This is a genomic window from Brevundimonas sp. TSRC1-1 (genome assembly GCF_049898245.1).
Lineage (GTDB): Bacteria > Pseudomonadota > Alphaproteobacteria > Caulobacterales > Caulobacteraceae > Brevundimonas > Brevundimonas mediterranea_A.
The window spans coordinates 666,500-690,221 of sequence record NZ_JAFCXI010000002.1; the positions used below are offsets into that span (position 1 = coordinate 666,500).

Sequence of the window (23,722 nt, forward strand, 5' to 3'; positions counted from 1 at the left end):
GTGGTTTTCGACAGCCGTGTGAGTCCGGTTCGACAGACTTGTGAAAAGGAGACCCGATGGCCCGACGTCCCGCTTCGCCCAAACGTCTGAACGCCGCCAGTCTGGCGTCCCTGGGGGCGGATCGGCTGGGCGAGCTGTTGATGCAGGCGGCGGACGGCGACGCCTTGCTGAAGCGGCGGCTGCGGCTGGTGCTGGCGGCCGAGGCGGGGGTCGAGCCCCTGACGGTTGAGCTGGACAAGCGGCTGACGGCCCTGGCGTCTGCACGGGCGCGGGTGTCCTGGCGCAAACGGCCGGACCTGCTGCGCGACCTCGACATGCTGCGCCGCGCGGTGGTGGTGGATCTGGCCCCGACGGCGCCCGTCGCCGGGCTGGATCGGTTGATCGCCTGGTTCGACCTGTTTCGTGGGCTGACTTTGCGGGTCAAGGATCCGCGCGGCGAGATGACGGCCGCCTTTGAGACGGCGGCGCCCGAGCTTTGGACCGTCGCTCAGACGGCGCTGATGGATCAGGCCGCGATGGAACGTCTGGCCGCCGCGATCGAACGCCATCCGCTGGACTACGCCCGCTGGATCGGCGCGGCGGGCGAGGCCCTGAGCCCCGAGTTGGCGCGGGCTCTGCTGGCGCTGATGGATACGGGTTCGGGCATCCGCGGCGCTCGAACGGCGGTCCGGCGACTGGCGGATCGGGCCGAGGATCTGGATCTGTGGCTGTCCTTGGTTACGCCGGACGAACAGGGATCGCCGGATTTCGCGGCGGCGGCGGCGCGGCGGTTGCTGACGGCGGGCCGGGTGGTCGAGGCGCGCCAGGCGCTGGAGGCGGCGTTGAAGCCGACTGCGGCGAACCGCCGCTTCACCTTCGGCCGGTCGCCGAGCGCCGGACCGCCGCCCCTGACCCAGGCTTGGGAGGCGGCCTCCATCGACCTGCTGGAGGCCGAGGGGCGCAAGGCCGAGGCCCAGGACCTGCGCTGGGTCCTGTTCGAACGCGACCTGTCGGCGCCGGCCCTGCGAACCTATCTGTCCCGCCTGCCGGACTTCGACGACGTCGAAGCCCTGGACCGCGCCCTGGCCCACGCCGCCGCCTATGCCGATTTCGAGACCGCCCTGGGCTTCCTGATGGACTGGCCCGTCCACCGCGAGGCCGCCGCCCTGGTCGAACGCCGCATCCGCGAGGTCCGGTCGCCCCTGGCGATGAAGGCCGACTGGGCCGCGCGGCTGGCGCAGAAATATCCGGATGCGGCCGAACGCCTTCTGGCCGCGCCCTAGAGGTTTACCTTCAGCGTCGCAGGGAGGCGGTCATTCGCTCCGATCGAAAGCGGTTGGCCGTAAGAATTGCTGCCTTCCTGCGCCGCAATTCATCTAGCTCAAGGGGCGTCCATGAGGGCAAGGACTTCAACCATGCCGCATTCTGTCCGAGCAGGCGCTGCGTGCCCTTCAAGGTGAAAAATCGGTTATCCAGCGCTTGAATTACAGGGGGGATGTCGCCGAACCCGCCGCCTTCTATCACAGCCTCGAGCAAGATCGGGTCAGCGTCCATTGCAGAACGGAAGTCTCGAAAGACCGAGAGAAAATCAGCCGCGCCCATGGCGGCCAGTCCTTGATCGATGAAATCCAGCTCCGCAGGTCTCATGCTCGAGTTTCCAGCGAACTGCCCGTGTCCGCCGTTATTCACCTGCGCGAGATAAAAATCGACGTAATAGCTTTTCCAGGCGTCGGCGCAGACTTCTTCTACCAGCAAGGCCGCGTCTTGACGGCACCAGTTGCAGAAATCGATACAAATCTCGACGATTACTTCGGCGGAATCGCTCCTGGCATCTCGCGCATCAACGAGGATTTCTGAGGCGAGAATCCCTTGGCTGAGTTGATGAGACGGGGCGCTGCTCCGGGCTGGCCTGTCCTTCCGACGTCCAACGGCTGAAATGAAACTCCAGAACACAACGTCTCCTCGTCTTTGGGGCAGAAGGCAGAACGAACGCCAAATATAGGGCGGTCGATTAGAGCGCGCCCTAAAGCATCGCGGGAATCACCCGGTCCGGCGGGCGGTGGCCGTTCTGGTAGGTCATGACATTGGCGATGACCCGGTCGCCCATGTCCTGGCGCGCCTCCAGCGTCGCCGAGCCCAGATGGGGCAGCAGCACGACATTGGGCTGGCCCAGCAGGCCGGGGTGGATGGCCGGCTCGTTCTCGAACACGTCCAGGCCGACGCCGGACAGGGAGCGGGTGGCCACGGCCTGGGCCAGGGCCGCCTCGTCGATCAGATCGCCGCGCGCGGTGTTGATCAATATGGCGTGGGGCTGAAGCCGGGCCAGGCGTTCGGCGGACAGCAGATGATGCGTGTCTTTCGTCGCCGGGCAGTTCAGCGAGACGATGTCCATCCGCGCCAGCATCTGGTCCAGATCGTCCCAATAGGTCGCGCCCAGTTCCTCCTCGATCAGGGCGGAGACGGGTTTCCTGTTGTGATAATGGACCTGCAGGCCGAAGGCCCTGGCGCGACGAGCCAGGGCCTGGCCGATCCGGCCCATGCCGACGATCCCCAGCCGCTTGCCCCACAGTTTGCGGCCGCACATCCAGGTCGGGGTCCAGCCCTCGAACCGCCCCTCGGCCACCACCTGGGCGCCCTCGACGATGCGGCGGCTGACGGCCAGGATCAGGCTCATGGCCAGGTCGGCGGTGTCCTCGGTCAGGACGCCGGGGGTGTTGGTGACGATGACGCCGCGCGCCACGGCCGCGTCGATGTCGATATGGTCTACCCCGGCGCCGAAGTTGGCGATCATCTTCAGCTGGTCGCCGGCGCCATTGATCAGGTCGGCGTCGATGACGTCGGTGATGGTGGGGACCAGAACCTCGGCGCGCTGAACCGCCGCCTGAAGCGCCGCCCGGTCCATCGGCTGGTCCTTCAGGTTCAGCTCGGCGTCGAAAAGCTCGCGCATCCGCGTCTCGACCGCGTCGGGCAGGCGTCTGGTTAATACGACCTTAAGCTTGCGGACGGACATTGCGGGCCTTGGTTAGCGGGCGGCGATTTCAGGATCGAAAGCCCGCGCGACGGGTCGTTCCATCCAGTGTCTAGCAAAGCCTCCGCCATCTTCCAAAGCCTGCGACGCCGCAGCGCCCTCGCCCTGGCCATTCTGGGCGTGGGCCTCATGGCCGGCGCGGGCGCGACCATGCCCGACGGCCGGCCAACGCCGACGGGGCTGGAGGTGCCGCGCTGGATCTCGCTGAAGTCGTCGCACGTCCGCGCGCGTCAGGGACCGGGGCTGGACTATCCGATTCTGTGGGAATACCGCGCCGCCGGCCTGCCGGTGCAGGTGGTCGCCGAGACGACGGAATGGCGCAAGATTTGCGACCCGGACGGGGCCGTGGCCTGGATCCACCGCACGGTGTCGTCGGGCCGCCGGTCCGTCTTCAACACCTCGCCCGAAGAAGTGATGATCCACGCCGGCAAGTCCCAGGCCTCGGCCGTGCGGGCGCGCCTGTCGCCCCGTTCGCTGGTGTCGCTGGACGAGTGCGAGGACGGCTGGTGCCAGGTTCGGGCGCGCCGCCTGCGCGGCTGGGTCCAGGAACGGGCGGTGTTCGGAACCCAGCAGAGGGCGCTGTGCAACGCCAACCGCCCCGCCGGGACCGGTCGGGACTGACCGCCGTAACCCTTGGTGTTGAGCGAAGTCGCGCGGTCGTGTAACCCGCCAGCAACAGCAGACGTAACGGAACCGCCTTGACCCAGTCCCAATATCCCTCGTCCTTCGATCACGAGGCCCTGCTCGCCTCCGGGCGCGGCGAACTGTTCGGTCCCGGCAACGCCCAACTGCCCGCCCCGCCGATGCTGATGTTCGACCGGATCACCCAGATCTCGGCCGACGGCGGCGCGCACGGCAAGGGCTATGTCGAGGCCGAACTCGACATCAATCCCGAGCTCTGGTTCTTCCAGTGCCACTTCATCGGCGACCCGGTCATGCCCGGCTGCCTGGGCCTGGACGCCATGTGGCAACTGGTCGGCTTCTATCTGGGCTGGATCGGCGGTCCGGGCCGCGGCCGCGCCCTGGGCGTCGGCGAGGTCAAGTTCACGAGCCAGGTCACCCCGGACATCAAGAAGGTGGTCTACAAGATCAACCTGAAGCGGGTCATCAATCGCAAACTGGTCATGGGCATCGCCGACGGCGTGCTGGAGGCCGACGGCGAGGTCATCTACACCTGCAACGACATGCGGGTGGGACTCTTTGGCGCCGCCAAGGATGAGCAAGCGGGCGCCTAAACGCCTATATAACCGCGGACAGCGCGGAAGGCCCCCGCTCGAGAAGCTCGGGTCGAGAAGCTTAAGAAGGAAACACCATGCGTCGTGTCGTCGTCACCGGCCTGGGCATCGTCTCTTCCATCGGCCACGGCGCCGAAGAGGTGACCCAGTCCCTGCGCGAAGCCCGTTCGGGCGTCGTCCATGCGCCCGATCACGCCAAATACGGCTTCCGCAGCCAGGTCTGGGCCCCGCCCAAGATCGGCCCGTGGGAAGAGCTGATCGACCGTCGCGCCGCCCGCTTCCTGGCCAACGGCACCGCCTGGGCGCACATCGCCTTTGAGGAAGCCCTGAAGTCGTCGGGCATGACGGCGGACGAGATCAAGGACGACCGTATCGGCCTGATCGTCGGCGAAGGCGGCCCCTCGACCCAGGTGATCCTGCAGGCGGCGGCCACCACCATTGAGAAGGGCTCGCCCAAGCGGATCGGCCCGTTCGCCGTGCCCAAGGCCATGGCGTCCGGCCCCTCGGCGGTGCTGTCGACCTGGTTCCAGATGCGCGGCGTCAACTATTCGATCAGCTCGGCCTGCGCGACCTCCGCCCACTGCATCGGCGCCGGGGTCGAGCAGATCCAGTGGGGCAAGCAGGACGTGGTCTTCGCCGGCGGCTGCGAGGACATCGACTGGTCCATGTCCAACATGTTCGACGCCATGGGCGCCATGTCGTCCGACTTCAACGAGACCCCCTCGGTCGCCTCGCGCGCCTATGACGTCAACCGCGACGGCTTCGTCATCGCCGGCGGCGCCGGCATCGTGGTGCTGGAAGAATACGAGCGGGCCAAGGCGCGCGGCGCGACCATTCTGGCCGAAGTCACCGGCTATGGCGCCAATTCCGACGGCTACGACATGGTCGCCCCCTCGGGCGAGGGCGCCCAGCGCTGCATGAAGATCGCGCTGGAACAGGCCGGCAATCCGGTGATCGACTATCTGAACCCGCACGGCACCTCGACCCCGGTCGGCGACTCCAAGGAAATGGAGGCCGTCCGCGCCGTCTTCGGCGACCAGATGCCGATGATCTCCTCGACCAAGTCGCTGACGGGCCACTCGCTCGGCGCGGCGGGCGCGCAGGAAGCCATCTACTGCCTGCTGATGATGCAGAACGGCTTCGCCGCCGAGAGCGCCCATATCGAGACCCTGGATCCGGCCTTTGAGGGCATGCCCATCCTGCGTCAGCGCCACGAGGGCGAACTGACCCACGTCATGTCCAACAGCTTCGGCTTCGGCGGCACCAACGGCACGCTGATCCTGTCCAAGGTCTGAGCCCCTGTTCGACCTGCGGGTGGATGATCTAGCGGGGAGGCGGTTCGCGCCCTGCTGGCCTTCCACCTGTCGGGCATGCACGCCAATTCTCCGGCCTGTCACGTCAACGCCCTGGACCTGACCGGCCTGCTTCAGCCGAACGTCACGGTGTGGAGCGCCTGGGACGGCGAGGCCCTGGCCGGCATCGGCGCCCTGAAGCTGATCGACGCCGATCAGGCCGAGGTGAAGTCGATGCGCACCCACCCCGACCATCTGCGGCGCGGCGTGGCGGCGGTGCTGCTGGAACAGATCATCGAGACTGCGCGGGCCGCAGGCGTCAAACGCCTGAGCCTGGAAACCGGCCGCGGCGACGCCTTCGAACCGGCCCTGGCGATGTACCGCCGACGAGGCTTCATCGACGGCGGACCCTTCGCCGGGTACGAGGCGGATGAATTCAGCCAGTTCCTGCATCTGGAATTGTGAGGGCTGTCCTGCGGAAACTGCGGGAGGTTGGACCGTCGCCACAAGTCGAGAACGACGATGGCCGGCGGGGTCGATCTGAACGTCTGCTTTCCGGCCCAGGTTTAAGTCATGCTTCGACCCCGAACAGCCCTTCGTGTCGCCCGCCTTTGGACCGGAAGGCGCTCACTCCCAATCCGTCATCCTCGGGCTTGACCCGAGGTTCGAAGGGGCCGCCGCTTGTGCGAGGGCCTGACGCAGCGCCCGATCAGCGCCCGGTCCTCGGGTCAAGCCCGAGGATGACGGCGGGGGTGCGGCCGAGGCTGTGCCTGCCGCTGAGGTGTGCGGGGGAAGGTCAGGTTTCGGAGCCGGCGGCAATTTCGCAGACCGACCCGTTGCGGACATTAGTTCGTGAGATCGACAGACCCGACAAATCGGCAGTCTGAATAGCTCAATGCTACGTCGTGACCGATAAGCTCAGTGTCAGATGCCTGCACGACCGTCGCGACGACGAAGGCCATATCGTAGCTGTCTTGCTTCTCGTCGAAACAGTAGCGGTAGTGAAGGACATCACCCTCCGTGAGTGCTGCAAGCCTACTGTCAGCTTGGACGGCCACCTTCGCACCGTCTTCTGGCGCGATGGCAAGCTCCGGGTAGACTTCCTTCTTCGCGGATAAATCGAAGTAGTTGAGCACCATGACGAGGAACATGGCGTCCTGAACCCATCCAAAGCGGTCCGCGACGAACTCGTCATCGAAGTGGCGGTCGAAGATGTCCTTCGACGCATCGCGGAAGCGATCCATTAATCGCTGAACCGAAATCTGATCTTCTGCCATCCCGCATCGTAACCCGCGATAGGATCGCATCCCACCCCTAGCCGCAGTTCGGCGCGTCCGCTTTCGGGCTGTGGGGCCGATGTCCCCTTTCCGCGCTGGTGTCGATGTCTTGGTCCGACCCGTTGCAGACTTTGAGAACGTCTGCTTGCGAACGGCAGCTATGGTTTCGTAGCGAACCGGATGCGGTCGGTCATCTCTGGCCGATAAACATTCCAGAGTTCGCCCGGTTGTAAGTTCAACTTCTGGACCGTCTTCGCGTCCATGGGGGCGACGATGTTCGCGCTGAAAATCGGCCACGGCTCGGCAAGCGTTCGCGGTCGGGCTTGTTCCTGAGCTACATCGGGGGATCGGCGAGCGGCCTCGATGGCTTCCTGATGGTCAACAATCGCAACGGCAAAGACCAACGGGGTAATCTCCCCACGGCCTGCTTCGATTTCAACTCGCACAAGCCAGCCGTCCGCCATCATCATCTCCTTCGGCTACCCGCAATATCGCACCAGCGTTGCGCGCCCGCCAAGGGCCAAAGTCCGCTCCCCACCCCTAGCGGCAGTTCGGCGCGTCCGCATTTGAGCGGTGTGGCCGATGTCGGCTTTCCGCGCTGGTGTCGATTCGTGGTCCGACCCGTTGCGGACTTTCATTGACGCAGCGACTATGCGGGTGGAACGGAAGGAAACGACCTTGAAGCTGCCAGTTATCCCGTTCTGGGCAAAATGGCTGATCGCCATTGTCGTGATATTCGCTGGTCTGTTTTTCCTGGCTTTCGTCGTGATCGTCGGCCCACTTTTCTACGCTTGCCAGTTCAACGGCGACTGCGTTTAGAGGGGCGTTCAGGTCCGCTTCGGCAGCCAGCTATCCTAATTCCGCAAATATTCCGTCGGCAAAGCAACCGCCAGACTGAAAGATTCGGCCTCCAACCACCCACGCTTTCCAGCGGGCCTAATCCTTCCCATCGATATCGAAGGGAGGCTCGCCAAATTGCACTCTTTTGCACATTGCACCGTTTTCGGGGGTGCAGTGCAATTTCGGCCCCCCGATGATTTTGCCGTGGGGTGACGGATTTTTGCACGTTGAGCCGTCGAAAACCGAGCGCCGCGCCGGTCTTGTCTCCAAAAGCCTGTTTACACGACCGATCCTTGCCCTTAGAGAGCGTCGCCGTGACCCGCACCATGACCAAAGCGATTACCTCGAAAACCACCGGCTTCGGCGGGGCGGTTTCGGGTGTGCGCGCGGTCTGAAGCGCCGAACCCCGATCCCAAGCCCCGCCGATGCGCGGGGCGGTCGATCCGGCTGAACCCCGCGCCTCCATCCTTCCAGGAGACGCCTGAATGTCCTTTTCCCCGTCCAATCCGCCGCATGTCGGCATCGTCGGCGCCACCGGCCTCGTCGGCGAGATGATGCGCGGCCTGCTGGCCGAGCGGAACTTCCCGCTGGCCTCGCTGCGCCTGTTCGCCTCGGCCCGCTCGGCGGGCAAGACGGTTCGCTTCGGCGAAACCGAGATCGTGGTCGAGGATGCGGCGACGGCGGACTACGCCGGGCTGGACATCGTCTTCTTCTCGGCCGGGGGCGATACGTCCAAGGCCCTGGCGCCCAAGGTGGCGGCCGCCGGGGCGGTGGTGATCGACAACTCGTCGGCATGGCGCTCCGACCCCCAGGTGCCGCTGGTGGTCGCCGAGGTGAACCCCCACGCCCTGGCTGACCTGCCCAAGGGCATCATCGCCAATCCCAACTGCACCACCATGGCCGCCATGCCGGTGCTGAAGCCCCTGCACGATGCGGCGGGGCTGAAGCGTCTGACGGTCTCGACCTATCAGGCCGTCTCGGGCGGCGGGGTCGAGGGAATTCGCGTACTGGAGGACCAGGCGCGCGCGGCCGTGGGGCAGGGCGCGGCCCTGGCCCGCGACGGCGGGGCGGTGGACTTCGGCGCGCCCGAGAAGTGGGTCGTGCCGATCGCCGCCAATGTCGTGGCCCTGAACTATACGCTCGGCGAGGACGGCTATACCGACGAGGAGCTGAAGCTGCGCGACGAGAGCCGCAAGATCCTGGAGATCCCCGGCCTGCCGGTCTCGGGCACCTGTGTGCGGGTGCCGGTCTTCACCGGCCACTCCCTGTCGATCAATGTCGAGTTCGATCGGGCGCTGTCGGCGGCCCAGGCGCTGGATCTGCTGGCCCAGGCGCCGGGCGTGGTCGTCACCGCCGTGCCGAACCCGCTGGAGGCGGCGGGCCAGGACCCGGTCTTCGTCGGCCGGGTGCGCCCCGATCCGACGGTCGAGCACGGCCTGGCCCTGTTCGTCTCGAACGACAATCTGAGGAAGGGCGCGGCCCTGAACGCGGTGCAGATCGCCGAGGTTCTGGTTCAGCAGCGCGGCTGACCCGGCCCCAGGCGGGGTTCAGTCGTAGCGCACGCCGCTGAGATAGAGCCCCGCCGAGGGGGCGACGGGGCCGCACCGGGCGCGGTCCCTCGCCTCCAGCGCCGCCTTGACGTCGTGGGCGGTCCAGCGGCCCAGACCCACCTCGACCAGGGTGCCGGCCATCGACCGGACCTGGCGGTGCAGGAAGCTGCGGGCCTGGAAGACCAGATGCACCTCCTCGCCGAAGCGGGAGACGCGGGCCACATCCAGGGTCTTGACCGGCGACTTGGACTGGCAGCCCACGTCGCGGAAGGTGGTGAAGTCGTGCAGGCCCACCAGCACCTGGGCCGCATGGTGCATGGCCTCGGCGTCCAGGCTCTTCTTGACGTGCCAGACCCGGTCGCGCTCCAGCACCGGCTGGGGCCGACGGTTCAGGATCCGGTACAGATAGCCCCGCCCGGTGGCGGAGAAGCGGGCGTGCCAGTCGGGATCGGGCGCGTATTCGGCCGACAGGACGCAGACGTCCTGTTTGATCAGATGGGCGTTGACGGCGTTCAGGACGGTGTCCACCGGCCAGTCGCGCTCCAGATCGGCGTGGATCACCTGGGCTGTCGCATGGACGCCGGTGTCGGTGCGGCCCGCCGCAGCGATGCGGATACGCTCGCCCGAAAAAGCCAGTATGGCGGCCTCGACCGCGCCCTGGACCGTCGGCTGGTCCTCCTGGGCCTGGAAGCCGTTGTAGGCCGTGCCGTCGTATTCGAGGGTCAGCTTGTAGCGCGGCATCAGCCGAGCACGGTCCCGGCCGGCAGGGGGAAGCCGCGCAGCATTTCCTCGGCCGATTGCGCCGCCTTGCCCTCGCGCTGGACCCGGAGCAGTCGCACGGAGCCGGCGCCGCAGGCGACGGTCAGGGCGTCGTCCAGCGCCGCGCCGGGCGCGCCTGATCCGTCGGCCACGGCCGACAGCAGGGCCTTGACCCGAACCGGGCCAGCCTCAGACGGGGCCTCGAACCAGGCGCCGGGGAAGGGCGACAGGCCGCGGATATGGGCGTCCACCTCGGCCGCCGGACGGGTCCAGTCGATGCGGGCCTCGGCGGGGGTGATCTTGCGGGCATAGGTCGGTTCGCCGACCTGTTCGGTCGGCGTGACGCCGCCGCGATCGATGGCGGCCAGGGCCCGGGGCCACAGGCCGGCGCCGACATGGGCCATGCGTTCGGACAGGCTGGCGGCCGTGTCGTCGGGCCGGATGTCCATCACCTCGCCCAGCAGGATCGGGCCTTCGTCCAGGCCCAGGCTCATCTGCATGATCTGGACCCCGGTCTCGGCGTCGCCGGCCATAATGGCCCTCTGGATCGGCGCCGCGCCGCGCCAGCGGGGCAGAAGCGAGCCGTGCAGGTTCAGACAGCCCAGCCGGGGCGCGGCCAGCACCTCGGCGTTCAGGATCTGGCCGTAGGCGACGACGCAGGCGGCGTCGAGATCCAGGCTCTGGAAGTCGGCGACGGCCTCGGGCGACTTCATGCTCTCGGGCGTGAAGACGGGCAGGCCCATGGTTTCAGCGAAGGCGTGAACCGGCGACGGCGTCAGCTTCTGGCCCCTGCCCCTGGGGCGCGGCGGCTGCGAATAGACGGCGACGATCTCGTGGCCCGAGGCGAGAAGCTCGGCCAGGGACGGCACGGCGAAATCGGGAGTTCCCATGAAGGCAAGGCGCATGGGCACGCCTTTAGAACTTTAGGCCGCCTACTGCCAGCGGGTGAAGACGCCGCCGCCCTCGTCCCACTCGCCGCCGGCGTCCAGGGCGTCGTCGAAGTCCAGCAGCCGGTCCAGCAGCAGGCCCGCCACCACGCCCAGCAGGGCGACGCCGGCCAGGGTCGCGACCCCGGCGACGCCGATCTTCTGGCTGCGGGTCAGGCGACGGCGGCCTTGGGTGTCGATGACCAGGGACTGGCCGCGGCGGATGGGGCGAGTGGGGCGTCGGGTCATCAGGCGGCGATCCTGTCGCGGGCGGCCTTCTTGACCTTGGTCACGGCGCGATCCCGCTTCAGCCGCGACAGGTGGTCGATGAAGAGCGCGCCGTTAAGGTGGTCCATCTCGTGCTGGATGCAGACGGCGTAGAGGCCCGAAGCCTCCTCCTCCACCGACTGACCGTCACGGTTCAGATAGCGAATGCGGACGCGGGCGGGGCGTTCCACCTTGTCGAAATACTCGGGGATCGACAGGCAACCCTCTTCGTAGGTGTAGAGTTCGTCCGAGGTCCACAGGATTTCCGGATTGGCGAAGAAACGCGGGTTCTTGCGCGCCTCGGCGGCCTCCGACGTGTCTTCTTCCTCGGTTTCGCAGACGGTTCCGTCGCGATCGCCCAGATCCATGACGATGACCCGGTCCAGCGCCCCGATCTGAACGGCGGCCAAGCCGATGCCCGGCGCGGCGTACATGGTCTCCAGCATGTCGTCCATCAGCGCACGCACCGCGTCGTCCACGGCGGCGACGGGCTTGGAGACCTGTTTCAGAATCGCCAGGTCGGCGGGGATGTCGATGGTGAGGATACGTCGGAGGGCCATGGCCGGGACGTAGGCGCGCGTCGGCGGCAGGTCAAGATTTCCAGGCGCCGCACGCTGTTCTACAGCGGAGCAACCGCCTGCAAAGCGGCGCCGAAGACGCTCCAAACGGTCCAGCCGACGGCGAGCGCCAGAACCAGTGCGCCGACGCCCATGGCTCGAAACCGGTTCGCGGCCAGGGCGGCGAAGCGTTCCGGCTCTTCCGCGCGCAACACCTTATGGCGTCGGTGGCCGCGTGTGTAGATGACCCCGGACGCTCGCGCTTTAAGCCACGGAACGCCCTCCCGCAAAATCAGAAAGAGACCCGCGATATAGGCGGCGATGATGACCATGCTGTTCCCCCAAACGGCCTGAGCATTTGGTGGTCCGGCTGCGCCACTGTCAACCGGACGACGCCAGACCTTGAGGGGCCCGCCTAGTCCTTGCCTGGCAGCGGGCGCGGCTTGCGGTTCTCGTCGATGGCCACATAGGTGAAGACGCCCTGGGTCACGCGGACCGAGGTCGCCAGGGGCTGACCGCGCGCGCGTTTCCAGGCCTCGACGTGGATGCGGATCGAAGTGCGGCCGGTGCTGATGACGTCGGCGTAGATGCTGACCTCGTCGCCGACCGCGACCGGCTGGTGAAACACCATGCCGTCCAGGGCCACGGTGGCGCAGCGGCCCTGGGCCAGTTCGAAGGCCGGGGTGGCGCCCGCGACGTCCATCTGGGCCAGCAGCCAGCCGCCGAAGATGTCGCCTTCGGGGTTGGTGTCCGCCGGCATGGCGATGATGCGTCCGACCGGACGGGTCTCGGGCGGATATTCGGGCGCGTCGGACATGGGCAGACTCTGGCGTTCGGGAAGGCGGCGTTCCTAGCGCGCCTCGGACGACTTGTCGCGCTTCGCACGGGGTTTCCGGGGCGTCTTAGCGGCCTTGGGCGGTTCGGATCGGGGAGGCGTCAGGGTCAGGCGCGACGCGGTTACGGCCTTTGAGTCCCTGAGCGCGCGCCAGGCGCCGCCCAATTCCAGCGCGATCAACAGATGATCTTCTTTCAGGATCCCGCGGCGGGCGGCCCGCAGATCAGCGATCTCGTTCAGCAGACGGGACGCCGCGCGAAGGTCCGCCCGGCCGGACCGCGCGCCCAGGTCCTGCAGGCGGGCGAAGCGCCAACCCATCTCTGAGGGATGGTCCAGCGTCAGGGCGAAGCGCGCCTCTGGTGACAGCGTGGCGGCGATGAAGGTCCAAGCCTCCGTGCCCGGCGGCTTGCGGTAATGGCCCGGCTTAGTCGGGAGGCCGGCGCGGGCATAGACCTCCAGCGCGCCGGTCTCGATCTCGACGAGCGCGATCTCTAGAGGGTCTGGCGCAGACGGCTCGAGATCGGACGGACGGTCGAAGGGAGCCGCCGCCGCGCTGTCGTCGTCTGTCCTTCTAAGGCGACCGGACGCGGGGCCGCTCAGTTGGGACAGCAGGCTCCGCCAGCGCCCCGGCACCTCAGTCGATGTTGACGGCGCTGGTCACCGACACGTCATAGACCACGCGAGTGACAGTCTGAACGAACTCGAAGAATTTCCGCGCCTCGGCAGCGCCGGCCAGGGGCACATAGATCACGTCTTCCGGCATGATCTGCATATTGGTGGCGGCGAAGACGTTGGCCGCCTCGTTGAAGTTCAGCTCATAGACCACGGGCACGCCCCGCGGGGTAGCGGGCTGGTTGATCCCCAGGGCTTGCGCCACTTCCGGACGCTCGAAGCGGAAGACCATCACACGACGGGCGTTGGCTGTATTGGTGTTCAGTCCGCCGACCTTCGACATGGCGCCGGTCAGGGTCATGACCCCGGCGGGCATGTCGACCTGCGTCACCGCATTCAGGGCGCCGAAGGTCGAGAAGCGGCGCGGCTTGTACTGGACATTGATCACGTCGCCGCGTTGCAGGCGGACGTTCTCGCCGAACTCCGTCGTCACGGCGGTCATGGGGGCCGTATAGGTCTGGCTGCCGCGTTGGACGCTGATGGTCAGGTCGTCGGTTTCACGCGCGGAGCCGCCGGCGGCGGCGATCACGTCCAGAATCCGGTCGCTGTTGACGCCCAGCGGCGCGCGACCGGGCCGGCGCACGTCGCCGAAGACATTGACCGTATTGGAGGCGTTGTCGGCGATGCCGACCAGAACCTGGGGATTGGCGACCTTGCCGACCAGGGCGCGCCGAACGGCCGCCGCCGCCTGGGGCGCCGTCAGACCCTGGACGCGGACCTGACCGGCGAAGGGCACGGCGACCGAGCCGCTGCGGTCGACGGTCACGCCCGGCAGGGCCTGGGACCCGCCGGACAGGGTCGACAGAGTGCGATTGGCGCTGGAGCCGCTGCCGAGCGCGCCGCCGAACAGGGAGCCCGAGGGATCGTAGATCGAGATGGCCAGGGTGTCGCCAATGCCGATCACATCGGCCGGCTGCTCGCTGGAGGCGGCGACCAGGGTGCCGAAGAACTGGGGCGGCACCGCCTTCATCCGTTCGGTGGCTTCATAGGTGAGGGGCACCAGAGCGTAGCTGCCCAGAGCCTGGGGCGTCGTGGCGCCGGCGTTGATCGAGGCGCCTGAAGGTCCGTCACGCGGCAGGGTGGAGCACCCGCCCAGAATGGCGACGATGGCGAGGGGGAGGATGGTGCGAGTCATGAAGCAGGACGGCCCTTGTTCGCGGACTGATTACAAGTCTTTGGAGACGCCCGCCAGAGGCGAAGCCGGCGATAGGCCGATGGCCTCGGCGACGATGTCGAAATGTCCCGCCCAGGACGGGGCGGACTGAGGCGTCGGCGGCGCGGGTCTTTCCTGGGCGGCGCGTTCGACCGCCGCCAGCCAGCCGAGCCCATCCAGCGGATCGATCAGCGCCGCATCGGGCGTGAGTTCGCGGTGGGCCGGAATGTCCGAAGCGAGCAGGGACAGCCCCATGGCGCGGGCCTCGACCGCCGGGAGGTCGAAGCCTTCGACCGAAGACGGCGCCAGAACCGCCCGCGCCCCCCGCATCAACCGCGCCAGCAGGACGTCGGAGAGGTTGGACGCCTGGTGCACGACGCCTTGCAGGTTCGGGGACCGTTCCAGATGATCCAGCACCGCCTCATTCTCCCAACCGTAGCGCCCGACCAGCACAAGGGACGGCGTCCTCTCGCCCAGCCGTTCTTCCAGCCGCCGCCAGACGGTCAGTAGAAGCGCCAGATTCTTGCGGGCCTCGATCGTGCCGACATGAACGAAATACGGTCGGGTCGTCTCTACGATGTCGCCGTCGATGAAGACGGGCTCCAACCCAAGGTGCGCGACATGGACGGGCGGTTGAGGCAGGCCTTCGCGAGAGGCGAAGGCGCGCAGCTCGTCGCCTGTGGAGGCCGAGTTGACGATGACGCGGCTGGCGTATCGCAGGGTGTTGGCGACCCGGGCGTGATGTTTGGCGCCGTCGCCGGCACGGCAGAATTCCGGATGGGTGATCGGAATCAAGTCGTGGAGCAGAACAACCCGTTCCACACCCGCCGCCTCCAGCTCAATCAAGGCCGTCGGCTCGTGCAGCGTTGTGTGGCCCACGTTGAGATAGAGATCGGCGGGCGGCGGTGCGATGACATGGCGCGAGCGGAAAAACTGTTTCAGCACCCGGCTTCTGTCCGCCGGCTTCTTGAGTGACGGCGCGGGCGGCGGGCTGATCACCGACTGGTTCGGGCGAACCGATGCGGTCAGCGCGGCCAGCAGCCGCGCCTCGTGCGCCGGATCGCCCGACGCATCCGCAGCCCCGTTCCACCGCGCCCGCAGTTCGCCGACGAACCGGCGGAACCACTCGGTGTCGACCGCCACCAGTCTGTTCTTGCGGCCCCGCACCGGTATGGTGACGACGTCGGGGCGGGACAGCAGCCATTCGGCATAGGCCAGACAGACCCGATCGACTCCCGTGGGGGCGGAGCGGTCGGCCCGGCTCATCAGCCGGCTGGCGTCGTAGAGGATTCGCATGATCGGGGTGTCAGGCGACGTAGCCGGCCTGCATCAGTTCGGCGATGTGGACGATGGCGGTCGGCCGGCCCTCTTCGACGACAAACAGATTGGCGATCTTGTTCGCCGTCAGCAGATCGACGACGTCGCTCATCCGCGCGTCCGGATCGACGGTGATGGGATTGGGACCCATGATGTCGGCCGCCGTCAGATTGGTGGTGTCGCGCTGGAAGGCGCGGCGGAGGTCGCCGTCGGTGACGATTCCCGCCAGCGTCCCGTCCAGGTCAAGCACGGCGACGGCGCCCTTTCGTCCCTCGGTTATGGCCGAAACGACTTCACTGAAGTTGGCGTTCAGGGGCACGCTGGCCGGGGCCGCTGCATTGTCTCCCATCCATTCGCGCACGCTTTGCAGGCTCATGCCCAGGGCGCCGCCGGGGTGGTGCAGGCCGAAGTCCATGGCGCTGAAGGCGCGGCGGTCCATCAGCACCATGGCCAGGGCGTCGCCGAGGGCCAGGGTCATCAGGGTCGAAGTCGTCGGCGCCAGGCCGTTGGGGCAGGCCTCGGCCACCTTGGGCATGGTCAGGCAGACGGCGGCGTTGCGGCCCAGGAAACTGGCGGGCCGCTGGGTGATGGCGATGACCGGTATGCCGTTGCGCTGGCAAAAGATCAGCGGATCACGCAGTTCGCGGCTCTCGCCCGAGTTTGAAATGGCCAGGACGGTCACGTCCGGGCGCAACATGCCCAGGTCGCCATGACTCATTTCGGCGGGATGGACGAAGAAGGCGCTGGTGCCGGTCGAGGCCAGGGTGGCGGCGATCTTTCCGCCGATATGGCCCGACTTGCCCATGCCGGTGACGATCACATAGCCCGGCCGGCTCATGATGACATCGACGGCGCGGGCCATCGAAACGTCGATCGACCGCTCCAAGGCCTCCAGCGCCTCGATGTTCAGCCGCATCACGTCGCGGGCGCGATCGGTCATGGCGGCGATGTCATCGGGAGACGAGTGGGCGATCTCGGTCATGGTCTGTCAGGCCCCTTGTGGGCTCTCCTTGGTGCGAGGCGCGCGATCTGCCCCATCCCAAGGCCGCGCGCAACGTGTCCTTTCAGACGACTTTGTCGCTTTCGGGTCAACCTTTGCCGGAGTGGCGCGTTACGAGGTGCTGGGGAAGTCAAAATGAGTGCACGCCACATGCCGTCTCACGCCGGAGCAGAAGCTCTATTGCTGCCGTCGCCGCCTGTCGTCGCGGACGGGATCGCCCTGTTCCTGGATATGGACGGCGTTCTGGCGCCCATGGCGCCGACGCCGGACGGCGTTGGACCGGTCGCGCGTCGAACGGCCGCGCTGAAGGCGGTCGAAGCCCGACTGGCGGGCCGTGTCGCCATCATCAGTGGTCGGACAATAGCCGAGATCGACCGGATTTCTGATCACGCCCTGACCTCGGCTTCCGGCGTGCATGGGCTGGAGCGTCGTCTGAAAGACAAGTCCATCCGCCGCGGCGCGCCTGACGCCGGCGTCGCCGTGGCCCTGGCCGGTTTCAAGGCCTTCGCCGCAGATCGGCCGGGCGTCATCGTCGAGGACAAGGGTGTCTCGGCCGGGCTGCACTATCGTCAGGCGCCGGATCAGACGGACGCGGCCAAGGCCCTGGCCAAACGCTTGCAGGTCGAAACGGGCCTGAGCCTGCAACCCGGCCATATGGTGCTGGAACTCAAGACGCCCGGCGCCGACAAGGGCACGGCCGTGACCGATTTCATGCAGGACGCCCCGTTCAAGGACGCTATCCCTGTCATGCTGGGCGACGACCTGACCGACGAACACGGGTTCGAGGCTGCGGCGGCTCTGGGCGGATACGGCGTGCTGGTGGGGCCGCAACGCGAGACGGCCGCCCGCTATCGACTGGACGACGTAGACGCCGTCCTGACTTGGCTCGAAGCCGTGGCGAAGGCCTGAACCGATGAAACCCAATCTTGATCTCTTCCCCATCGGCAACTGCGCCATCAGCGCCCTGATCGATCGTCAGGGCCGGTTCGTCTGGGCTTGTGCGCCGCGCGTGGACGGCGATCCGGTCTTCTCGTCCCTGATGAACGGCGAGGATCCGGCGCATGGCTACTGGTCCGTCGAACTGGAGGGGCTGGAGCAGGTCAGCCAAGCCTATATCCGCAACACGCCGGTGCTGCGCACGGTGTTGACGGCGGAAGACGGCGCTGCGGTCGAGATCATCGACTTCGCCCCGCGCCATCCGAAACACTCACGCACCTATCGGCCCCTGGCCTTCGGACGGATCGTGCGGCCGCTGAAAGGCACGCCGCGCATTCGCATCCGGCTGCGGCCGTCCGCCGACTGGGGCGCCCGGCCGGCGCCCTGCACGTCCGGTTCGAACCATATCCGCTTCATGTGTCCCGACGTGACCTTCCGCCTGACCACCGACTGTCCGGTGTCGCATGTGCTGGAAGAACGGGTGTTCCGCCTGGAAAGGCCGCACGCCTTCTTCATGGGGCCGGACGAGGGCTATGATCAGGACGTCGGTCCCGGGGTTCAGGCGGCGCTGGATCGCACCGTGGCCTATTGGCAGGACTGGGTGCGCAAACTGTATCTGCCGCTGGATTATCAGGAGGCGGTCATCCGCGCGGCCATCACCCTGAAATTGTGCGCCTATGAGGAGACGGGGGCCATCGTCGCCGCCATGACCACCTCGGTGCCCGAGTTCAAGGAGAGCGGCCGCAACTGGGACTATCGCTACTGCTGGATCCGCGACGCCTATTATACGGTGCGGGCGCTGAACCGGCTGGGCGCGGTCGACATCCTGGAAAACTATCTCGGCTATCTGCGCAATCTGGTCGATGACGCCGCGGGCGGCCATGTGCAGCCGGTCTATGGGGTGGGTCTGGAGCCCGGCATCGGCGAGAGCATCGTCGATACGGTCGAGGGCTACCGCGGCATGAAGCCGGTGCGGATCGGCAATCAGGCGCACGAGCATCTGCAACACGACGTGTACGGACAGATCGTCCTGCCTCTGGTTCAGGCCTTCTATGACCAGCGTCTGCTGCGTCCCGGCACGGTCGAGGATTTCCACGCCCTGGAGAAGGTCGGCGAGCGGGCCTTCGCCATGCATGACCAGACCGACGCCGGCCTGTGGGAGTTCCGCACCATCGCCCGCGTCCACACCTATTCGTCGGTCATGTGCTGGGCGGCGTGCGACCGTCTGGCCAAGGCGGCGGACCATCTGGGCCTCAGCGCGCGGGGCGAAGTCTGGCGTGAACGGGCCACGATCATCCGCGAGCGGGTCGAGAGCGAGACCTTCCTCCCGGACGAGGGGCGGTTCGCCGCCAGTTTCGGCGGTCGCGAACTGGACGCCTCCTTGTTGCAACTGACGGATCTGGGCTTCCTTGACGCCCATGACCCGCGTCAGGTCGCCACTTTCGACGCCATCGAACGCGATCTGAAGAAGGGCGCCTTCCTGTTCCGCTATGTCGAACCGGACGATTTCGGCGAACCGGAGACGGCGTTCAACTTCTGCACCTTCTGGTTCATCGAAGCCCTGCACCAGAACGGCCGGGTCGAAGAAGCCCGGGAAATTTTCCAGGAAATGCTGAGCCGTCGCACCGAGGCGGGCTTGCTGAGCGAAGATATTTCGGTCGAGGATGGCGAACTGTGGGGCAACTATCCCCAGACCTATTCTCTGGTCGGCATCATCAATTGCGCCGTGATGTTGAGCCGTTCTTGGACCGACGTGCGTTAAACCGCCGAACGCCGTGTCTGACCCCGGGGCTGGGGTCGTTGCCGAAGTGAAATCATGAGCCGTCTTATCGTCGTATCCAACCGGGTTTCGGCCCCCACCGATCCTGCCGCCGGCTCGGCCGGCGGGCTGGCCATGGCCTTGTCCGCCGCCTTGAGAAAATACGAGGGGCTGTGGTTCGGTTGGTCAGGCGAGACGATCGAGACCTTCACCGGCGAGATGAAGGTGGAGGACCGGGCCGGGGTCACGGTCGGCCTGGTCGATCTGGAGCCACAGGACGTCGACGAATATTACAACGGCTACGCCAACAAGACCCTGTGGCCGCTGTTCCATCACCGCATCGATCTGGCCCAGTACGAAAGGTCCTACGGCGAGGGCTATGAGCGGGTGAATCGACGGTTCGCCGAGGTTCTGGCGCCGGTGATCCAGCCGGACGACGTCATCTGGATTCACGACTATCACATGATCCCGATGGCGCGGGACCTGCGCCGCCTGGGGATACGCAACCGGATCGGCTTCTTCCTGCACACGCCCTGGCCGGCGCGTCAGCTGCTGGTCACCTTGCCCCACCACCGGCGACTGGTGGAGTCGATGTTCGATTTCGACCTGATCGGCTTCCACACCCAGGAATGGAGCGACCTGTTCACCGACTATGTGGTCAGCGAAGCCCAGGGCGAACTGTTCGGCCACGGCGGGCTGGAGTGCTTCGGGCGACGGGTTCAGACCGGCGTCTTCCCCATCGGCATCGACGTGGACGGCTTCCTGGCGGCGCGGAACTCGACCCTTGGCGCGCGGACCTATGACCGGATGGCGGCGTCGGCGGCCTTCCGGTCCATGATCGTCGGCGTGGACCGGCTGGACTATTCCAAGGGGCTGGAGGAACGGCTGCTGGGCTATGAGCAGTTCCTTCACGACAACGCCTCGATGCGGGGCGAGGTCTTCCTGCTGCAGGTGACGCCCATCTCGCGCGACGACGTGGACTCCTATCAGGATCTGCGGGCGCGTCTGGATTCCCTGGCGGGACGGGTCAACGGCGCTTTCGGCGACATGGACTGGCAGCCGATCCGCTATCTGAACCGCACCTATCGCCGCGATCAGCTGGCGGGCATCTATCGGGCGGCCAAGGTCGGGCTGGTGACGCCGTTGCGCGACGGCATGAACCTGGTGGCCAAGGAATATGTCGCGGCCCAGAACCCCGACGATCCCGGCGTTCTGATCCTGTCGCGGTTCGCCGGGGCGGCGGAACAGATGGGCGAGGCCCTGCTGGTCAATCCCTACAGCCGCGAGGAACTGTCGGACGCCATCCAGAAGGCCCTGACCATGCCCCTGTCCGAAAGGATCCGGAAATGGGAGGCCCTGATGCAGGTGGTGCGCGACACCGATGTCGGCATCTGGCGCGACGACTTCGTCAAGGCGCTGCGATCCGTGGCGAGCGAGCCTGAATCAACCCAGTGGGCGGGGGCGGCCTGAGGCGCCTCAGCGCAGGTCGAAAGCCAGCAGCAGGGTGCGCTGGGCGGGGTTGGCGTTGTCGTCTGACAGCAGATAAAGCCGCGTCGCCCGGCCGCGCCGCTCGGCCGCCACCCCCTCGAAATTATCCGTCGTGCCGGGCAGTTTCAGCTCGATCAGCACCGGCCCCGGCGTTCCGTCCGACGACAGACGACGCAGACGGCCCCGCATGTCGAACGGCGGGCTGTAGCGGCGCTGGACCATGAACCAGCCGTCGCCGGACGGGTCGCGATCCAGGCCGGTGTTGCGATAATCGGCGCTCTGGGGCGCTTCGGTCGGTTGCGAGGCGACGAGGCGGCATCCGGCGGACGTGCAATCCCAGACGCCGCCCGTCTCGCCCGCCGCGCGCCAACCGTCCTGACGATCTCCCGGAAGGGCGGCGGCCAGACCTTCCAGACCTTCATTGTCGGGGAAGACGGCGTCAGGCGAGGCTGCGGGCGTCGGCGTCTTCAGGGCCGACAGGGGGCCATAGTTCCAGATGCGATGACGGCGTTCGAAACTGATCAGCAGGTCGCCCGAGCGGGTCAGGGCCAGACCCTCGGCGTCGCCGTCGACCTTGTCTATGATCGGTCCGCCGTCTTCCAGCGTCAGCCGACGCGTGGCCAGATGATCGACGCCGATCAGCCGCCCGCGGGCGTCCAGCCGCAGCTCGCCGCGCACCAGGTCTCCGGCGTCCGACACGGCCACGAAGCCGCCGTCGCCGGTCAGTTTCAGGTCCGACAGACCGTGCAGCGGCGAACCCAGGCCGGCCACGATCTCCACCCCGCCCGCGAAATGGACACCCGGCGCCAGGACCGCGCCGGGCAGGCCGAGGCCGACAGGCTTCAGCTGGGCCGGGGCGTAGGTCCAGCCGTCCATCCCCGCCAGGTTCGGCTGGGGCGCGCTGAGCGCGGTGGCGCAGGCCGTCAGCGACAGGGCGGCCCAGACGGCGGCCAGACGGCGCAAACGGGTCATGCGGCCAGTTTCTTCCGCGTCCGGCGCGTGGGGCCGGCCGCGCCCTCGGCCTCGAACAATTCGGCCAGTTTCTCGGTCATGGCCCCGGCCAGCTGTTCGACATCGACGATGGTCAGGGCCTTGCGGTACCAGCGGGTCACGTCATGGCCGATGCCGATGGCCAGCAGTTCGACCGGCGACCGGTCCTCGATCTCGGCGATCACCTGGCGCAGGTGTTTGTCCAGATAGAGGGCGGCGTTGGCCGACTGGGTCGAGTCGTCGACCGGAGACCCGTCGGAAATGACCATCAGGATGCGCCGCTGCTCGGTCCGGGCCAGCAGGCGGTTGTGCGCCCATTGCAGGGCCTCGCCGTCGATATTCTCCTTCAGCAGGCCCTCGCGCATCATCAGGCCCAGGTTCTTCTTGGCCCGGCGCCAGGGCGCGTCGGCAGCCTTGTAGATGATGTGGCGCAGGTCGTTCAGGCGGCCCGGATTGGCGGGCTTGCCGGCGCTGATCCAGGCTTCGCGGCTCTGTCCGCCCTTCCAGGCCCGGGTGGTGAAGCCCAGGATCTCGACCTTGACCCCGCACCGCTCCAGGGTCCGCGCCAGGATGTCGGCGCAGACCGCCGCCACCATGATCGGACGCCCGCGCATCGAACCGGAATTGTCCAGCAACAGGGTCACGACCGTGTCGCGGAACGGGCTTTCGCTCTCGGCCTTGAACGACAGGGGGGCGGTGGGGTCGGTGACGATCCGGGTCAGGCGGGCCGTATCCAGCATCCCCTCTTCCAGATCGAAGGTCCAGGAGCGGTTCTGCTGCGCCAGCAGGCGGCGCTGCAGCTTGTTGGCCAGGCGCGAGACGACGCTGGACAGGATGGTCAGCTGCTGGTCCAGCAGGTTGCGCAGCCGCTCCAGCTCCATCGGGTCGCACAGGTCGGCGGCGTCCACCACCTCGTCATAGGCGGTGGTGAAGACGCGATAGAAATCCACGGCCCGACCGTCGTCGGCGGTCTGCTGGCGATTGGGCTGCTGGCCCTCGTTCAGTTCCGGCCCGTCCTCGGAGGCGTCGCCTTGCGGGTCGCCGGGCGCGCCCTCGGGTCGGCTGTCGCGTTCGTCCTCCGACGACTGATCGTCGGCGTCGCCCTCCATCGACTGGGAGCCTTCGCCGCCCTCTTCGTCCTCGTCCTCGTCCGGCTCGTCGCTGGCTTCGGGGTCCTGGGGATCGGGTTCGTCCTGGCCGGGACCCTCGGAGGAGTCTTCGCCCCGGCCGTCGCCGGGATCCAGGTCGAGGGCGCGCAGCACCTCGCGCATCTTCTCGGCGAAGCCCGCCTGGTCGCCGGCGGTCGCCGCCAGGGCGTCCAGCTTGTCACCGGCCTTGGCCTCGATGCCGGCGCGGACCAGGTCCAGCATGGACTTGGCGCCGTCGGGCGACGGGCGGCCGGTCAGCCTTTCGCGCACCAGCAGGGCCACCGCCTCGGCCACCGGAACGCGGTCCGCATCGGTGATGCGCAGGGCGCCGGTCTTTTCCAGCCGGGTGACCAGGGCGGCGCCCATGTTGTCGCGCACCCCGGCCAGATATTCGGAGCCCACCGCCTCGACCCGCGCCTGTTCGACCGCGTCGAACACCTCTGCCGCCTTGGTGTCGACGGGCCGCATCCGGGCGTTGATGGCCGCGTCGTGATTGGCCAGGCGCAGCGCCAGCCGGTCGGCCTGGCCCCGCAGAGAGGCGCTCTCAGGCCCCGAAGGGTCGCGCGGCGGATGCGGCAGGGTCAGGACCCCGCCCGCCAGCCGCGGACCGTCCGACCCGAACACCACCTCCAGCTCGGGCTGTTCGGCCAGGGCGCGGGCGGCATGGCCCAGCGCGCGCTTGAAGGTTTCGGCAGGAGTATCCGGGGCGGCCAT

The 23,722-nt window shown here is 67.3% G+C and carries 26 protein-coding genes; 10 read left to right on the plus strand and 16 right to left on the minus strand.

Features of this window, described 5'->3' with window-relative positions; all coding sequences use genetic code 11:
- Nucleotides 1-56 precede the first annotated feature (56 nt).
- A complete protein-coding gene (locus ACP7CK_RS09215; RefSeq protein ID WP_426025804.1) occupies nt 57-1,262 on the plus strand; it encodes a DUF6880 family protein in 1,206 nt (401 codons plus the stop codon).
- 10 nt (nt 1,263-1,272) lie between these two features.
- Here ACP7CK_RS09215 and ACP7CK_RS09220 read toward each other — a convergent pair whose 3' ends face one another.
- Nucleotides 1,273-1,932 (minus strand): DMP19 family protein, encoded by a 660-nt coding sequence (locus ACP7CK_RS09220; RefSeq protein WP_426025805.1) that lies wholly within the window; start codon nt 1,930-1,932, stop codon nt 1,273-1,275.
- A 70-nt stretch (nt 1,933-2,002) separates the two neighbouring features.
- On the minus strand, nt 2,003-2,989 hold the full coding sequence (locus ACP7CK_RS09225; RefSeq protein WP_426025806.1) for a 2-hydroxyacid dehydrogenase: 987 nt from the start codon (nt 2,987-2,989) through the stop codon (nt 2,003-2,005).
- 66 nt (nt 2,990-3,055) lie between these two features.
- Between ACP7CK_RS09225 and ACP7CK_RS09230 the strand changes: the two genes are divergently transcribed.
- The 4 genes from ACP7CK_RS09230 to ACP7CK_RS09245 all read left to right on the plus strand — a co-directional run bounded on the left by ACP7CK_RS09230 (nt 3,056) and on the right by ACP7CK_RS09245 (nt 5,999).
- Complete coding sequence (locus ACP7CK_RS09230; RefSeq protein WP_008262295.1) at nt 3,056-3,628, plus strand: SH3 domain-containing protein; 573 nt, start codon at nt 3,056-3,058, stop codon at nt 3,626-3,628.
- A gap of 77 nt (nt 3,629-3,705) precedes the next feature.
- On the plus strand, nt 3,706-4,242 hold the full coding sequence (gene fabA / locus ACP7CK_RS09235; protein ID WP_426025807.1) for a 3-hydroxyacyl-[acyl-carrier-protein] dehydratase FabA: 537 nt from the start codon (nt 3,706-3,708) through the stop codon (nt 4,240-4,242).
- Between the two features lie 77 nt (nt 4,243-4,319).
- The gene (gene fabB / locus ACP7CK_RS09240) at nt 4,320-5,537 is read left to right on the plus strand and encodes a beta-ketoacyl-ACP synthase I (protein ID WP_426025808.1); all 1,218 of its coding nucleotides are present in this window, start codon (nt 4,320-4,322) and stop codon (nt 5,535-5,537) included.
- A 75-nt stretch (nt 5,538-5,612) separates the two neighbouring features.
- Nucleotides 5,613-5,999 carry a GNAT family N-acetyltransferase gene (locus tag ACP7CK_RS09245; protein ID WP_426025809.1) on the plus strand — a complete coding sequence of 129 codons (387 nt, stop codon included), beginning with the start codon at nt 5,613-5,615 and terminating at the stop codon, nt 5,997-5,999.
- 380 nt (nt 6,000-6,379) lie between these two features.
- On the opposite strand, the gene ACP7CK_RS09250 is transcribed toward ACP7CK_RS09245, so the two are convergent.
- Together ACP7CK_RS09250 and ACP7CK_RS09255 are read right to left on the minus strand one after the other, a co-directional pair.
- The gene (locus ACP7CK_RS09250) at nt 6,380-6,811 is read right to left on the minus strand and encodes a hypothetical protein (protein WP_426025810.1); all 432 of its coding nucleotides are present in this window, start codon (nt 6,809-6,811) and stop codon (nt 6,380-6,382) included.
- 158 nt (nt 6,812-6,969) lie between these two features.
- Entirely contained in the window at nt 6,970-7,275 is a 306-nt protein-coding gene (locus ACP7CK_RS09255) for a hypothetical protein (RefSeq protein WP_426025811.1), read from the minus strand.
- Nucleotides 7,276-7,489: 214 nt separating this feature from the next.
- Between ACP7CK_RS09255 and ACP7CK_RS09260 the strand changes: the two genes are divergently transcribed.
- Nucleotides 7,490-7,630: a hypothetical protein gene (locus ACP7CK_RS09260; protein ID WP_426025812.1), complete on the plus strand. Its 141-nt coding sequence runs from the start codon at nt 7,490-7,492 to the stop codon at nt 7,628-7,630.
- 506 nt (nt 7,631-8,136) lie between these two features.
- Complete coding sequence (locus tag ACP7CK_RS09265) at nt 8,137-9,180, plus strand: aspartate-semialdehyde dehydrogenase (protein ID WP_426025813.1); 1,044 nt, start codon at nt 8,137-8,139, stop codon at nt 9,178-9,180.
- 18 nt (nt 9,181-9,198) lie between these two features.
- On the opposite strand, the gene truA is transcribed toward ACP7CK_RS09265, so the two are convergent.
- The 10 genes from truA to ACP7CK_RS09315 form a co-directional block, all read right to left on the minus strand.
- Nucleotides 9,199-9,942: a tRNA pseudouridine(38-40) synthase TruA gene (gene truA, locus ACP7CK_RS09270; protein ID WP_426025814.1), complete on the minus strand. Its 744-nt coding sequence runs from the start codon at nt 9,940-9,942 to the stop codon at nt 9,199-9,201.
- A complete protein-coding gene (fmt, locus tag ACP7CK_RS09275; RefSeq protein WP_426025815.1) occupies nt 9,942-10,865 on the minus strand; it encodes a methionyl-tRNA formyltransferase in 924 nt (307 codons plus the stop codon). Before fmt ends, truA begins: the two co-directional genes overlap by 1 nt.
- Before the next feature lie 27 nt (nt 10,866-10,892).
- Nucleotides 10,893-11,135 carry a hypothetical protein gene (locus ACP7CK_RS09280; protein WP_426025816.1) on the minus strand — a complete coding sequence of 81 codons (243 nt, stop codon included), beginning with the start codon at nt 11,133-11,135 and terminating at the stop codon, nt 10,893-10,895.
- Complete coding sequence (gene def / locus ACP7CK_RS09285) at nt 11,135-11,713, minus strand: peptide deformylase (RefSeq protein ID WP_426025817.1); 579 nt, start codon at nt 11,711-11,713, stop codon at nt 11,135-11,137. Before def ends, ACP7CK_RS09280 begins: the two co-directional genes overlap by 1 nt.
- Nucleotides 11,714-11,772: 59 nt before the next feature.
- A complete protein-coding gene (locus ACP7CK_RS09290) occupies nt 11,773-12,042 on the minus strand; it encodes a hypothetical protein (protein ID WP_292148397.1) in 270 nt (89 codons plus the stop codon).
- An 83-nt stretch (nt 12,043-12,125) separates the two neighbouring features.
- Nucleotides 12,126-12,527, minus strand: coding sequence for an acyl-CoA thioesterase (locus ACP7CK_RS09295; protein WP_292148398.1), 402 nt, complete (start codon nt 12,525-12,527; stop codon nt 12,126-12,128).
- Between the two features lie 33 nt (nt 12,528-12,560).
- A complete protein-coding gene (locus tag ACP7CK_RS09300) occupies nt 12,561-13,178 on the minus strand; it encodes a hypothetical protein (RefSeq protein WP_426025818.1) in 618 nt (205 codons plus the stop codon).
- A 1-nt stretch (nt 13,179) separates the two neighbouring features.
- On the minus strand, nt 13,180-14,352 hold the full coding sequence (locus ACP7CK_RS09305; RefSeq protein WP_426025819.1) for a polysaccharide biosynthesis/export family protein: 1,173 nt from the start codon (nt 14,350-14,352) through the stop codon (nt 13,180-13,182).
- A gap of 30 nt (nt 14,353-14,382) precedes the next feature.
- Nucleotides 14,383-15,666, minus strand: coding sequence for a glycosyltransferase family 4 protein (locus tag ACP7CK_RS09310; RefSeq protein ID WP_426025820.1), 1,284 nt, complete (start codon nt 15,664-15,666; stop codon nt 14,383-14,385).
- A 10-nt stretch (nt 15,667-15,676) separates the two neighbouring features.
- The gene (locus ACP7CK_RS09315; protein ID WP_426025821.1) at nt 15,677-16,669 is read right to left on the minus strand and encodes a KpsF/GutQ family sugar-phosphate isomerase; all 993 of its coding nucleotides are present in this window, start codon (nt 16,667-16,669) and stop codon (nt 15,677-15,679) included.
- Nucleotides 16,670-16,822: 153 nt separating this feature from the next.
- Between ACP7CK_RS09315 and otsB the strand changes: the two genes are divergently transcribed.
- The 3 genes from otsB to ACP7CK_RS09330 are packed head-to-tail and all read left to right on the plus strand — an operon-like array spanning nt 16,823 to nt 20,852.
- Nucleotides 16,823-17,596, plus strand: coding sequence for a trehalose-phosphatase (gene otsB, locus ACP7CK_RS09320; RefSeq protein ID WP_426025822.1), 774 nt, complete (start codon nt 16,823-16,825; stop codon nt 17,594-17,596).
- A gap of 4 nt (nt 17,597-17,600) precedes the next feature.
- Nucleotides 17,601-19,385 (plus strand): glycoside hydrolase family 15 protein, encoded by a 1,785-nt coding sequence (locus ACP7CK_RS09325; protein WP_426025823.1) that lies wholly within the window; start codon nt 17,601-17,603, stop codon nt 19,383-19,385.
- Nucleotides 19,386-19,439: 54 nt separating this feature from the next.
- Nucleotides 19,440-20,852 carry an alpha,alpha-trehalose-phosphate synthase (UDP-forming) gene (locus ACP7CK_RS09330; protein WP_008264209.1) on the plus strand — a complete coding sequence of 471 codons (1,413 nt, stop codon included), beginning with the start codon at nt 19,440-19,442 and terminating at the stop codon, nt 20,850-20,852.
- 6 nt (nt 20,853-20,858) lie between these two features.
- On the opposite strand, the gene ACP7CK_RS09335 is transcribed toward ACP7CK_RS09330, so the two are convergent.
- Nucleotides 20,859-21,842, minus strand: a complete 984-nt coding sequence (locus ACP7CK_RS09335) for an esterase-like activity of phytase family protein (RefSeq protein ID WP_426025824.1) — start codon at nt 21,840-21,842, stop codon at nt 20,859-20,861.
- The gene (gene cobT, locus ACP7CK_RS09340; protein WP_426025825.1) at nt 21,839-23,722 is read right to left on the minus strand and encodes a cobaltochelatase subunit CobT; all 1,884 of its coding nucleotides are present in this window, start codon (nt 23,720-23,722) and stop codon (nt 21,839-21,841) included. The genes ACP7CK_RS09335 and cobT overlap by 4 nt, the downstream gene beginning before the upstream one ends.

Excerpts from the sequence above, each read along its gene's own strand:
- ACP7CK_RS09215 (WP_426025804.1), top strand. The coding sequence starts at position 57 with ATGGCCCGACGTCCCGCTTCGCCCAAACGTCTGAACGCCGCCAGTCTG.
- ACP7CK_RS09225 (WP_426025806.1), bottom strand. The coding sequence starts at position 2,989 with ATGTCCGTCCGCAAGCTTAAGGTCGTATTAACCAGACGCCTGCCCGAC.
- fabB (WP_426025808.1), top strand. The coding sequence starts at position 4,320 with ATGCGTCGTGTCGTCGTCACCGGCCTGGGCATCGTCTCTTCCATCGGC.
- ACP7CK_RS09245 (WP_426025809.1), top strand. The coding sequence starts at position 5,613 with ATGCACGCCAATTCTCCGGCCTGTCACGTCAACGCCCTGGACCTGACC.
- ACP7CK_RS09250 (WP_426025810.1), bottom strand. The coding sequence starts at position 6,811 with ATGGCAGAAGATCAGATTTCGGTTCAGCGATTAATGGATCGCTTCCGC.
- ACP7CK_RS09255 (WP_426025811.1), bottom strand. The coding sequence starts at position 7,275 with ATGGCGGACGGCTGGCTTGTGCGAGTTGAAATCGAAGCAGGCCGTGGG.
- ACP7CK_RS09265 (WP_426025813.1), top strand. The coding sequence starts at position 8,137 with ATGTCCTTTTCCCCGTCCAATCCGCCGCATGTCGGCATCGTCGGCGCC.
- truA (WP_426025814.1), bottom strand. The coding sequence starts at position 9,942 with ATGCCGCGCTACAAGCTGACCCTCGAATACGACGGCACGGCCTACAAC.
- fmt (WP_426025815.1), bottom strand. The coding sequence starts at position 10,865 with ATGCGCCTTGCCTTCATGGGAACTCCCGATTTCGCCGTGCCGTCCCTG.
- ACP7CK_RS09280 (WP_426025816.1), bottom strand. The coding sequence starts at position 11,135 with ATGACCCGACGCCCCACTCGCCCCATCCGCCGCGGCCAGTCCCTGGTC.
- def (WP_426025817.1), bottom strand. The coding sequence starts at position 11,713 with ATGGCCCTCCGACGTATCCTCACCATCGACATCCCCGCCGACCTGGCG.
- ACP7CK_RS09290 (WP_292148397.1), bottom strand. The coding sequence starts at position 12,042 with ATGGTCATCATCGCCGCCTATATCGCGGGTCTCTTTCTGATTTTGCGG.
- ACP7CK_RS09295 (WP_292148398.1), bottom strand. The coding sequence starts at position 12,527 with ATGTCCGACGCGCCCGAATATCCGCCCGAGACCCGTCCGGTCGGACGC.
- ACP7CK_RS09305 (WP_426025819.1), bottom strand. The coding sequence starts at position 14,352 with ATGACTCGCACCATCCTCCCCCTCGCCATCGTCGCCATTCTGGGCGGG.
- ACP7CK_RS09310 (WP_426025820.1), bottom strand. The coding sequence starts at position 15,666 with ATGCGAATCCTCTACGACGCCAGCCGGCTGATGAGCCGGGCCGACCGC.
- ACP7CK_RS09315 (WP_426025821.1), bottom strand. The coding sequence starts at position 16,669 with ATGACCGAGATCGCCCACTCGTCTCCCGATGACATCGCCGCCATGACC.
- otsB (WP_426025822.1), top strand. The coding sequence starts at position 16,823 with ATGAGTGCACGCCACATGCCGTCTCACGCCGGAGCAGAAGCTCTATTG.
- ACP7CK_RS09325 (WP_426025823.1), top strand. The coding sequence starts at position 17,601 with ATGAAACCCAATCTTGATCTCTTCCCCATCGGCAACTGCGCCATCAGC.
- ACP7CK_RS09330 (WP_008264209.1), top strand. The coding sequence starts at position 19,440 with ATGAGCCGTCTTATCGTCGTATCCAACCGGGTTTCGGCCCCCACCGAT.
- ACP7CK_RS09335 (WP_426025824.1), bottom strand. The coding sequence starts at position 21,842 with ATGACCCGTTTGCGCCGTCTGGCCGCCGTCTGGGCCGCCCTGTCGCTG.
- cobT (WP_426025825.1), bottom strand. The coding sequence starts at position 23,722 with ATGGCCGCCCCGGATACTCCTGCCGAAACCTTCAAGCGCGCGCTGGGC.